Below are 11338 nucleotides of genomic sequence, written 5' to 3' on the forward strand. Positions count from 1 at the left end.
ACAAGGAGCGGCGATGGCTGTCAGGCGGCCAGGATTCGTTCCGCTTTTTGTACCAGGTCCGGGTCGGTGGTGCGGCTCTGTTGGTACTCTTTGGTGCTGTTCAGGGTGCGCGTCGCGGAAGTCAGTGCGCGCAATGCTGCCGCGCGGTCGGCGGCCTGCTGGCGGATCTTGTGGTTCTCGGTCATCCAACCCAGGACATCGTCGGCGTGCCACAGGGGCGTGCCGCCGGATACGCGGGGCGATGGGAAGCGGGTGGTGACTTTCTTCACTTCTCCCTTGGCGTATTTGCGCATGGCCTGGCGGGTGACCTTCACAAGCCGTTCCGAGAGCAGTTCGGCGAGTTCAGACAGGTTCAGCAGGTCGGGGCCGGCCGAGACCAGGCGGGCCTCTGGAATGGCTTTTTTTACGTCTTCCACGGCTGTTTGCAGTGCGTTCCAGGCTGCGGCTGCGTCACGGCTGAAGTCGAGCGAAAGGTAGCCTTGCGCCGCGACACCGATCAGAGCGTCGTCGCACCCTGCTTCAAACAGGGCGTCTAGCCAGGCTTCCGGGTCCGTTTCGCTTCCGGGCAGTTGAAAGTGAAGCTGGAACTCAAACGTATTCATTCTTCACCTCGGTTCGCGTATTTACACCGATTAACCCATTTCCTGATGCTGCTCGCGTGGGCATCCGGGTTTCTGGGTGTGGACCACACTCCGTTCCGGCAGAACTTACCGCAGCGGCACTCCGGGTCATTGTTCGGACACTCCAGGATGCCCCAGGCGTGGGCGCTTTTGCCGGGCTTTCGTACCGTCCATCCTTCAGATTCAGCGTGTTGAATCGCTTGCTCGATGACGGCTTTGGGGTGCTTTCCGCGGGCCATATCGATCTGTTCCTTGATTTTATTGTGATTATTTTTGTTGTCAAGTGACAATGATTTGCTCGCCTTTGTGGGAGCGGTCCTTGACCGTGAAGGGGCCTGGCAGACCAATTCGCGGTCGGGGCCGCTCCGACGGCACTCTACATCCTGAACGGTGGCTCGGCTTTGGTGCCGGCGGGGGTGCGCAGCGCCGTCAATGCGTTTTCCAAGTGGCCCTCCACCTGCTTGGTCAGGTAATCCAGAAAGCCTTCCCTGAGGAGCGTTCTTTCTTGCACTTCTTGCGGCAAGAACCGAAGCATGGTGTCGGAAAACTCCCGGCTGTGCACCTGATCCGACAAGGCACGTATCGCGTTTTCCGCACGCACCGGGTAATCCTGAACCCGATAGTCGGTAATTTTATTGCGCAGTAGGTCGGCGTTCAATTTTGCCCCTTGTTGCTCCAGCCACCGCAGGTCCCAGATATCGCGATAGCGAGGGTAACTGGACACCGCGTAAGAAAGCAGCTTGTCCGCGAACACCTCGTCCAGGGATTCCACCCGCAGCAGGGTCTCGGCGTAGCCATCGGGCAAGAAGTCATAGTTCGTGCGTAATGACGTCAGCTCACCGGTATAGGCCGGAACGTTGGCGACTTCGAACTTTATCCGTTGCCGGGGCAGGTCGGGGCGCGCGGGGGCGGTCTGGATGCTGACCTGCCAGCAATCCACGTTTAACCCTCGTTCAGCGCGGTCAACCGCCATCTCCCTGGGCTCTTTGACCGACACCTGAAGGTCATAACGAGCGCCAAGATACTCTTCCAGACAGCCTTTGATGGCGATCAGATCTTCGCTCTTGAAATCCGGCCCGCCGGCAAAATCCAGATCTTCCGAAAAGCGGGGCGAGCCATGACACAAGCGCAAGCTGGTGCCACCTTGAAAAGTGATGCGGTCTAATAATCCACCCTGGTCAAGGGCGAACAGCATGTCGTAATGCAACAGCTCTTTTTCAATCACAGGGCGCATGTGGGCTCGCCCGGGCATCGCCATGGCACGGGCTACCAGGGCGTCGAAATCAGCCTTCGCCATCGTCCGCGAGCTCCGCCTTATCAATGAGATGCAGATTGCGGCCGACACGACGCAGATCGCGCAACGCGGCGTCCGCGGTGGCCACCCGCAGGGGGCGTTTCGGTTGTGTCACCATGCTGGCCAGAATTTGGTTCACCGAACGTTTGCTGTGGGTGAATTCGATGGTGCCGTATAGCGTTTTATAAATGCCCCTACGCCCCGTGGTCATGACGGTCAGCCGGTCGATCAGAATCTGGGAAATCAGGCCTCTTTCGCTGAGAGCGGATTCCAGGCTGACGTAGTTGTAATGCCCGGGCCGCAGCGCTTTGGCGATGTGTTCGATGGCGTAGCCGTCGAAACTGTGCGCATTCGGGTTTACGTAGACCCCTCGGGCTGCGCGCTTCAACACCCCTTGCGCCACCATTCTGGTGAGGCTTTTCTCAAACGCTTTGTCTGATTCCTCGGGGAACAGACGGCGCAGCGCATGGTGGGAGAACACGTATTTGCCGCGTTTGTCCCAATCATGAAGCGTCTTTTGTAGCGCAAGCAGATTCATCTTGTGTACGTAGACCCTACCCAGGAAGGGGTTAAATGTACACTTAATGTCACGCTCGATGCAATTGCGCCTTCCTCGCCTTCGGCTCGGTTCGCGGTCGGGGACCGCTCCCACAGCGGCGCCGTAGTGCGGTGCCGGGGTAATCTGCCCTGCCCTTGTGGGAGCGGTCCTTGACCGCGAATCGGCTTTGCCCGGCCTGGCCTTTGCCTCGCCTTCGGCTCGGTTCGCGGTCGGGGACCGCTCCCACAGGGGCGCTGTAGTGGGGTGCCGGGGTAATCTGCCCTGTGTCCTTGTGGGAGCGGTCCTTGACCGCGAATCGGCTTAGCCCGGCCTGGCCTTTGCCTCGCCTTCGGCTCGGTTCGCGGTCGCGGACCGCTCCCACAGGGGCGCTGTAGTGGGGTGCCGGGGGAATCTGCCCTGTGTCCTTGTGGGAGCGGTCCTTGACCGCGAATCGGCTTTGCCCGGCCTGGCCTTTGCCTCGCCTTTGGCTCGGTTCGCGGTCGGGGACCGCTCCCACGGGGGCCTTTTCAGGGCCAGGGCAAGTCAGCCGAGGCTGTCTTTGTACCAGGGCATGGCGACGGCGAGGCCTTGGCCGACGCTGTGGGTGGGCTGGTAGCCCAGGTTGTCGGCGGCTTTGCTGATGTCGGCCTGGGAGTGGCGCACGTCGCCGGGGCGGAAGTCGGCGTAGTCGGGCTTTTTGTGGTAGCGCACGTCCAGGTTGGCGAGCTCCTGGGCGATCAGGTCGAACAGTTCGTTGAGGCTGGTGCGGGCGTTGCAGGCCACGTTGTAGACCTGGTTCTTGTGTTCGTCGGCGGCGGTGGCGGCGAGCAGGTTGGCTTGCACGGCGTTGTCGATAAAGCAGAAGTCGCGGCTGGTTTCGCCGTCGCCGTTAATGCTGACGGTGTCGCCCTGGATCATCGCGGCGGTCCATTTGGGGATCACGGCGGCGTAGGCGCCGTTGGGATCTTGCCGGGGGCCGAACACGTTGAAGTAGCGCAGGCCGATGGCCTTGAACTCGTAAGAGCGGGCGAACACGTCGGCGTAGAGCTCGTTGACGTATTTGGTGACCGCGTACGGTGACAGCGGGTTGCCGATGGTGTCTTCGATCTTGGGCAGGTCCGGGTGGTCGCCGTAGGTGGAGCTGGAGGCGGCGTAGGTGAAGCTTTTCGCCTGCTCGTCCTTGGCGGCCACCAGCATGTTCAAAAAACCGTCGATGTTGGCCTGGTTGGTGGCGATGGGGTCGGCGATGGAACGCGGCACCGAGCCCAGCGCCGCCTGGTGCAGCACGTGGTCCACGCCCTTTACCGCTTTGCGGCAATCATCGAGTTCGCGGATGTCGCCTTCGATAAAGGTGAACCGCGCCCATTGCTCACCGGCCACCAGGGTCTGCACTTCGTCCAGGTTGTGTTGATGCCCGGTGGCGAAGTTGTCCAGGCCGATCACGGTCTGGTTCAGTTTGAGCAGGGTTTCCAGCAGGTTCGAGCCGATGAAACCGGCGACGCCGGTGATCAGCCAGGTTTGCGGGCGGGCCTGGAGGGTGGCTTTTCGTTCGTTATATCGGGTCATTGAGAACCAGGAAGTTGAAAGTTCAAAGTTAAAAGTTGAAGCGGCGGCTTGTTAAGGCGTTTCGTCGCTGAAAGCCTTGGCGAAAGCTCGAAAATCATCGAGACGCTGTTTGCAAAGATGCAGCGATTCGAGCTTCTGGGCGATTATTGATTGATCCATGCCTGGCGCCGGGTTCGGAGAATATGCTGTTGAAGAGGCACGAAGTCTTCTATTTGACCTAAATGGCGGGACAGGAGCGATGCCCATGCGTCCGGTCTTTCCCAAAGACGTACCCCTTCGGCCAGAATACGCCCCAGAAGAGGCTCACCAACGGTACGCAGATCGATCAGATCCACCGGTCTGTCCACCGCCAGGGCCAGGGTTTCGACAAGCCTCTGCCGCTCAATATCGGTCAACGGATGGTCCGCGAGAACAGCGATGTCCAAATCGCTGTTGGCGGTGGCTTCGCCCCTGGCCAGGGAGCCGAACAGCACCACCAAACGCAGATTGTGGCCTGTCAGCGCACCATGGATTCGTGCTGCGAGGTGCGCGGAAGGTTCTTTCATGGCGTCGTCCGCCTCCGTGAGTCTCTAATGACTTCGCTCGCCGAGGCGTAGCGGCCGCTGGATATCTCTTTCTTGATAAAGAGTTTCGAGTGTTTGCCAAGGCTCAAGCTGGTGGATGCCATGATCAGACCTCTATGCAAAAGGAGCACTTAAGAACATACCGGGCCTTACTCCTTCGATAAAGCCTACTCAACCATTGCAGGGCCGTTCACCTTACGTTTGGGCCAGCTTAAAGCCCCTCTCCCCTGGCGGGAGAGGGGTTGGGGAGAGGGGGAGAAGCACGGTCAAACGTGGTTAATGGGCTGAACGAATTTTTCCCCTCTCCCTATCCCTCTCCCGCAAGGGGAGAGGGAACCGGCCGGGAAGGCCTGTACGTTAGCCCTGGCGCTTGAGTGAACAGTGTTACAGCCTTAAATCCACGCCTTCCTTCGGCAGCACGTATTTGAGGTCGTAGAGCACGTGGTTTTCGCGGCCGAGTTGGCGGATGGCGGGGCCGCCCATCTGTTTGAACTGGTCGTGGGCCACGGCCAGGACGATGCCGTCGTATTCCGCCACCTGGGGGCTTTCGATGGGCTGGATGCCGTATTCGTGGTGGGCTTCGTCGGCGTCGATCCAGGGGTCGTAGACGTCGACGCGCACGTTGTATTCCTCAAGCTCGCGGACCACGTCGACCACGCGGGTGTTGCGCAGGTCCGGGCAGTTCTCTTTGAAGGTCAGGCCCATGATCAGCACGCGGGCGCCGTTGATCTGAATGCAGCGGTCCAGCATCGCTTTGACCAGCTGGCTGGCGACGAAGCGGCCCATGCCGTCGTTGATGCGCCGGCCGGAGAGAATCACCTCCGGGTGGTAGCCGATCTGCTGGGCTTTGTGGGTCAGGTAGTAGGGGTCCACGCCGATGCAGTGGCCGCCCACCAGGCCGGGGCGGAACGGCAGGAAGTTCCATTTGGTGCCGGCGGCTTCCAGCACTTCCTGGGTGTCGATGCCCATGCGGCCGAAGATCATCGACAGCTCGTTGACCAGGGCGATGTTGAGGTCACGCTGGGTGTTTTCGATCACCTTGGCGGCTTCGGCCACTTTGATGGATGAGGCTTTGTGGGTGCCGGCGGTGATGATCGAGGCGTACAGATCGTTGACGGTGTCGGCGATTTCCGGGGTGGAGCCGGCGGTGACCTTCTTGATGGTGGTCACCCGGTGCTCTTTGTCGCCGGGGTTGATGCGCTCGGGGCTGTAGCCGGCGAAGAAATCCTGGTTGAAGGTGAGCCCGGAAACCCGCTCCAGCACCGGCACGCAATCTTCTTCGGTGGCGCCGGGGTAAACGGTGGATTCGTAAATCACGATGTCGCCCTTCTTGAGGGTCTTGCCGATGGCCTCGGAGGCCTTGATCAGCGGGGTCAGGTCCGGGCGGCGGTGCTCATCAATGGGGGTGGGCACGGTAACGATGTAGACGTTGCAGCCTTCCAGGGCGGCGGGGTCGGCGCTGAAGCTGAGCTGGGCGGATTCCTTGAGCTCCTCGGCGCTCACCTCGCGGGTGGCATCAAAGCCGGCTTGCAGGGCCTTGATGCGCCCGGGGTTGATGTCAAAGCCAACCACCGGGCGGTGTTTGCCGAATTCCGCCGCCAGGGGCAGGCCCACATAGCCCAGCCCGATTACCGCCAGTTTTATCTCGTCCAGGGTCGTCATCGTTCGTCCTTCGGTTTGATTAGTGCCCATGTTGTCTTCGGACACGCTACCGCCCCAGGGTTTACCGTCGGTTCCCTGAGAACGGATTAAATCACTATTTTTTCACTCAGCCTTTAAGGTCAGAAATAATAAAAACGGCTTATATTTTCTGAACGTCTTTTAAAGCGAGCGTCAATGCGTGCTGTTTATGCAGCATATTCATTAAAACCACCACCCTCTCTTCACCGGCGAAGCGTTGAAATACCGCTTCCAGGTTGGCGAAGGGGCCGCTTTCAATACGCAGCCGGTCGCCCGGGCGAATCGCCGGGGCGCCATCGTTGGCGGCGTTTTCGCTATTCAGTTTAAGGCTGTCTACCACGCTGTCGGGCACCGCCACCGGGCGGTCGCCGAATGCCACCAGCTTCTGCACGCCGCGGGTCGAGCGAATCGCGTGCCAGCTTTGGCCTTGTTCGTGCAGTTGAATAAACAGATAGCCCGGAAACAAGGGCTCGTGGCAACGGCGCCGGCGGCCGGCGCGCAGTTTTTCCACGCACAGCCGCGGCTGAAAACAGGTAAAACCCTGGTTTTCCAGGTTTTCCTGAGCGCGAAAGTTCTGGTTGGCGCGGCACTGGATCACATACCAGGCGGCGCCACGGGGTGAGGAAACGGCCATGACCGCGTCGTCTTTATGCATAGAATTCAAGCATGCAAGCGGGCACGTTGCGAAGTGATGACGGGGATGTAAAGTCTCGATCCGAGCCACGCTTATTCATACCCTGTTCCTTATCCGGGAGCACAAAAAAAACCGGCCGGGAAGATAGCGATAACCACTGCTTGCCTCTGTCCCTGGGCCAGCTTATTTACGATCCGAGTGTCCTTGAGTGACGCCCTACCCGAGAGCTTACTCAGGTTCGACGCGGAGGTTAAGGTACTTATCTGGCGCGGTCCTTGCCGTAGTCCTCACGTAGGCTTTTGTTGCGATCTTTTACAAAGAGACCGGCGATGAGCACCGATATTAATGCAATTAATTTCTGTTAACAATATCGCGCTTAAAAGTGCTGCAAGGCGGGAAACAAGGAACAGGTTGCAGGGAACAGGCGGCCCCGCGCCGGGGGTTTGATTTTGATTGTGGGAGCGGTCCTTGACCGCGAATGGGCGCTGCCAGGCCCACCCTCGCCTTCGGCTCGGTTCGCGGTCAGGGACCGCTCCCACAGCGGCGCTGTCGTGGGGCCGAGGTCGGCTCTGAACGGTCTTTCGTGGCAGCTTTCACCCAGGCCGAGGCTGGAGCTGGGTCGACCTTTTGTGGGAGCGGTCCTTGACCGCGAATGGGCGCTGCCAGGCCCACCCTCGCCTTCGGCTCGGTTCGCGGTCGGGGACCGCTCCCACAGCGGCGCTGTCGTGGGGCTCACGGCCTATAGCCAGAGCGCATCCCAGAGCGAATAGTCCCGTACGGATCCAGTAAGGCCGGCTCGAAGAGGGTTGGCAATGATGTAGCGAGCGGCGGCGGCCAAGTCTTCATCTTTACGCAGGGCGCGATCATGGAAGCCACTTTGCCATAGCCCACCGGCATCGGGCCGCAGACGGCGCCAACGGCGCGTGGTCAGGGATTTTGCTTTTCTCACCACTTCACAGAGGTCATTGCCCGGCCGGAGTTGCATCAGCCAGTGCACATGATCAGGCATCACCACGTAGCAAAGGGTGTCAGCCTGATTCGATACGGTGCGAATGGCTCGCACAAAACAGCGCCCCTGGCCCAGGGTTGTGAATGCCGGCTGCCGTTGTTGGCAGGTGATGGTGATCAGATAGATGCCACCCGCTTGGCTGTGCCGTCCAAGGCGCAGTCGATGGGTGCGTGCCGTCCATGGCATCGCGTTATCCTTTGATGTCTGTCCCGCCCTTCAGGCTTGTTCGCGGTCAAAGACCGCTCCCACCATTAGACATCGAGCTTAGCACCGGCGGCTTCTGCCCGTCTCGCCCTGCGGGCTCGGTTCGCGGTCGAGGGCTCCCACAAGGGCGCTGTTGCGGGGCTGAGGCTGGCTCTGGGCCGGTCTTTTTGTGGGAGCGGTCCTTGACCGCGAATGGGCGCTGCCAGGCCCGCCCTCGCCTGCGGCTCGGTTCGCGGTCGGGGACCGCTCCCACAGCGGCATTGTAGTGGAGTTGGGAGCGGGGTCGTGGGGCGCTTTGCCGGTCAGTCCGGCAGGGCGTAGGTGATGACGTAATCTCCGGTGGGGGTTTCCATGAAGTGGTGGCCGGTGGCGACGATCATCAGGTATTGCTTGCCGTCGGCTTCATAGATCAGCGGGTTGGCCTGGCCGCCGGCGGGCAGCGGTGCGCTCCAGACGGTGTCGCCGGTGTTGATGTCGATGGCGCGGATCAGGTCGTCGGTGGCGGCGGCGATGAAGATCAGGCCACTGGCGGTGACCACGGACCCGCCGTTGTTGGGGGTGCCGATGTCGAACGGCAGGCCGGAGCGGATGCCCCAGGGGCCGTTCGCGCGGGCGGTGCCGAAGGGGCGGTCCCAGAGGGTTTCGCCGGTTTTGATGTCGACCGCGCGGATGCCGCCGTAGGGCGGTTCCTTGCACAGCAGGCCGGTGTATTTGACGCGCCAGCCGGCGTTGACGTCGATGGCGTAGGGGGTGCCTTCCTGCGGGTCGCCCTGCCCTTCGGCGCCGCCGGTGTCCTCGGCCAGTTCATCGCGGGGTTTCCAGCCGTATTGATCGGCTTGTTCGCGGGGCACCAGGCGGTTGTAGTTGGGGGTGATGTTGTAGTTGGCGATCATCACTCCGCGCCGCGGGTCGATCGCCACGCTGCCCCAGTCAGAGCCGCCGTTGTAGCCGGTGTATTCGATCCAGGGCCGGTCGGCCTGAGGCGGCGTGTAGATGCCTTCATAGGCGGCTTTCTGAAACTGGACGCGGCAGTAGATCTGATCAAACGGCGTCATGCCCCACATGTCGTGGGCGCTGAGGTCCGGTTGGCGCAGGGTGTGATATTGGGAGAACGGCTGGGTGGGCGAGCGCATTTCCGGCTCGGCGCCACCCTGGGGCACCTTGCGCTCTTCGATGCCCACCAGCGGCTCGCCGGTTTGCCGGTTGAACACGTACACCTCGCCCTGCTTGGTGGGCAGCAGCACGGCGGGCACCGGGCCGTTGTCGGTGGGGAAATCGATCAGGCTGGGCTGCGAGCCCAGGTCGTAGTCCCAGACGTCGATGTGGGTGGTCTGGAAGTGCCAGGCCGGTTTGCCGGTGGTCACGTCCAGCGCCACCAGCGAGGTGGCCCATTTGTTTTCCGGCTCGGTGCGCGAGCTGCTCCAGTAGTCGGCGGCGGAGTTGGCCATGGGCAGGTAGACCATGCCGAGCTTGTTGTCGCCCACGGCGGTGGTCCACATGTTCGGCGAGCCGCGCACGTAGGTTTCGCCCTCGGGCAGCGGCCCGGTGTGGTCGGGGCGGCCGGCGTCCCAAGCCCACTTGAGCTCGCCGGTGACCGCGTCGAAGCCTTTGATCACGCCGGAGGGCGGGTAACGGCGCTGGCCGTCCAGCACCTGGTGGCCGGTGACCACTACGTCGCGCACGATCACCGGGGCGGAGTTGATGGAGACATAGCCATTGGGGCTGACGCCCATGCCTTGTTTGATGTCCACCTGGCCGTTGTCGCCGAAGCCGGCGCAGGGTTTGCCGGTGTCGGCATCCACGGCGACGATGCGGCCGTCCAGGGTGCCGGAGAAAATGCGGCGCTGGCAGGCGCCGGTTTGCGCGGCCGCCGGCTGGGCCTCGGTTTGCGGGGCGTTCGCGGTGTCCCCGGCGGGCTGCTGGCCGGCGTCGGCCTGATCATTGGCTTGCGGCGCGGGGGCGGCGTTTTGATCGACGCTGGCACGGTTACCCTGGCGCGCGGCGGGCACTTCGTAATAGCTCACCCCCCGGCAGGCGGCGGTATAGGGAATGGCGTCTTTGGAGACCTGGGGGTCGAAGCGCCATTGCTCTTCGCCCGTGGCGGCGTTCAGGGAAATCACGATGTTGCGCGAGGTGCACAGGAAGACGTCGTCACCGACTTTGAGCGGCGTGGTTTCCGCGCCCCAGCGCTGCTGGAGCAGATCGCCGGTGCGGTACTGCCAGGCTTTTTGCAGCTTGCCGACGTTGTCGGGGGTGATCTGGGTGAGCGAAGAGTAACGCAACGCGGCGCTGCCGCCACCGTAGGCCGGCCAGTCACCGTCCGCCGGGTTGTCCACCGGCGCCACGTCGCCCACATCGGAGGCCAGCGAAGCGCTGCCCGGTCCCGGCACCTGGCCCGGATGGGTGACGTCGTGGGGGTAAAACACCAGCGCGGCGCCGACGATCACCACCAGCACCAGCACCCCGGCGCTGGCGAACGACGCGCCTCTGCCGAAACCGTCGCGCACCCTCGGCGCCACCAGCGCCACCAACACGCCCAGGCCGATGATCACGTCGAGACGCGGAATCCAGCCCCAATAATCCAGCCCCGCCTCCCAGGCGGTCCAGATCACGGTGGCAAGAAAGATCAGCGCGTAGAGGGTCACCCCGGCGCGGCGGCGCCCGCCCAGCAACAGGCCGGAAACCACCATCGCCACACCGGCGATCAGGTAATACCAGGAGCCGCCCAGGAAGGCCAGATACCCCCCGCCCGCGGCCATCAATACACCGATCAGGGCAACCAGTGCCCCCACCAGCCAAAGTAGCGGGTCCTTTTCCCCGGGTCCTTTCCGTGATCCACGCATAACGGCTCCTTTTTGCATCCAGCGAAGGGAGAGTTCCGTTAACGACTGTACCCCAGGGCAGAGGGTCAACACCCTCTCCCTTTCTGGTGGGTTCCCGGGATTTTACTAATTTTTAAGATTGTTAGGGGTGGGTATGGGATTCAGGATGCAGGCAGGCGGGCTGGCGCCGGGTTGGATTTCGATGTGGGAGCGATCCTTGACAGCGAATCGGCTTTGCCAGGCCATCCTCGCCTTCGGCTCGGTTCGCGGTCGAGGACCGCTCCCACAGCGGCGCTGTAGCCGGCACGTTCGGATTGGCACGGTGTTTTGTGGGAGCGGTCCTTGACCGCGAATCGGCCTTGCCAGGCTGGCCTCGCCTTCGGCTCGGTTCGCGGTCGGGGACCGCTC

Annotated in this window: 11 protein-coding genes; 1 reads left to right on the forward strand and 10 read right to left on the reverse strand. The window is 62.1% G+C overall.

Translation table 11 applies throughout. From position 1 onward, the window contains the following. Positions 1–20: 20 nt before the first annotated feature. Complete coding sequence (locus CGS25_RS17315; protein ID WP_101676241.1) at positions 21–602, reverse strand: DNA-binding protein; 582 nt, start codon at positions 600–602, stop codon at positions 21–23. A gap of 158 nt (positions 603–760) precedes the next feature. Here CGS25_RS17315 and CGS25_RS19085 point away from each other — a divergent pair, with 158 nt between their 5' ends. Beyond that, a complete protein-coding gene (locus CGS25_RS19085) occupies positions 761–907 on the forward strand; it encodes a hypothetical protein (RefSeq protein WP_157933869.1) in 147 nt (48 codons plus the stop codon). Positions 908–996: 89 nt separating this feature from the next. Here the strand turns inward: CGS25_RS19085 and CGS25_RS17325 are convergent, their stop codons facing one another. From CGS25_RS17325 to CGS25_RS17365, 9 genes are all read right to left on the reverse strand, one after another. Further along, on the reverse strand, positions 997–1917 hold the full coding sequence (locus CGS25_RS17325) for a nucleotidyl transferase AbiEii/AbiGii toxin family protein (protein ID WP_101676242.1): 921 nt from the start codon (positions 1915–1917) through the stop codon (positions 997–999). After that, on the reverse strand, positions 1904–2452 hold the full coding sequence (gene abiEi, locus CGS25_RS17330) for a type IV toxin-antitoxin system AbiEi family antitoxin (protein WP_101676243.1): 549 nt from the start codon (positions 2450–2452) through the stop codon (positions 1904–1906). The genes CGS25_RS17325 and abiEi overlap by 14 nt, the downstream gene beginning before the upstream one ends. A gap of 543 nt (positions 2453–2995) precedes the next feature. After that, positions 2996–4018, reverse strand: coding sequence for an NAD-dependent epimerase/dehydratase family protein (locus CGS25_RS17335; RefSeq protein ID WP_101676244.1), 1023 nt, complete (start codon positions 4016–4018; stop codon positions 2996–2998). Positions 4019–4161: 143 nt separating this feature from the next. Next, positions 4162–4563 (reverse strand): type VII toxin-antitoxin system MntA family adenylyltransferase antitoxin, encoded by a 402-nt coding sequence (mntA, locus tag CGS25_RS17340; protein ID WP_089031720.1) that lies wholly within the window; start codon positions 4561–4563, stop codon positions 4162–4164. After that, entirely contained in the window at positions 4560–4685 is a 126-nt protein-coding gene (locus CGS25_RS19325) for a type II toxin-antitoxin system ParD family antitoxin (protein ID WP_089034468.1), read from the reverse strand. The genes mntA and CGS25_RS19325 overlap by 4 nt, the downstream gene beginning before the upstream one ends. 280 nt (positions 4686–4965) lie before the next feature. Further along, positions 4966–6243 carry a Vi polysaccharide biosynthesis UDP-N-acetylglucosamine C-6 dehydrogenase TviB gene (gene tviB, locus CGS25_RS17350; RefSeq protein WP_101676245.1) on the reverse strand — a complete coding sequence of 426 codons (1278 nt, stop codon included), beginning with the start codon at positions 6241–6243 and terminating at the stop codon, positions 4966–4968. A 139-nt stretch (positions 6244–6382) separates the two neighbouring features. Further along, positions 6383–6916 carry a transcription/translation regulatory transformer protein RfaH gene (gene rfaH, locus CGS25_RS17355; RefSeq protein WP_232802472.1) on the reverse strand — a complete coding sequence of 178 codons (534 nt, stop codon included), beginning with the start codon at positions 6914–6916 and terminating at the stop codon, positions 6383–6385. A 718-nt stretch (positions 6917–7634) separates the two neighbouring features. Then, positions 7635–8090, reverse strand: coding sequence for an REP-associated tyrosine transposase (locus tag CGS25_RS17360; protein ID WP_089031718.1), 456 nt, complete (start codon positions 8088–8090; stop codon positions 7635–7637). Between the two features lie 320 nt (positions 8091–8410). After that, positions 8411–10951 (reverse strand): membrane-bound PQQ-dependent dehydrogenase, glucose/quinate/shikimate family, encoded by a 2541-nt coding sequence (locus CGS25_RS17365; protein ID WP_101676246.1) that lies wholly within the window; start codon positions 10949–10951, stop codon positions 8411–8413. Positions 10952–11338: the final 387 nt, after the last annotated feature.

It is taken from the genome of Alloalcanivorax mobilis (assembly GCF_002864685.1).
Lineage (GTDB): Bacteria > Pseudomonadota > Gammaproteobacteria > Pseudomonadales > Alcanivoracaceae > Alloalcanivorax > Alloalcanivorax mobilis.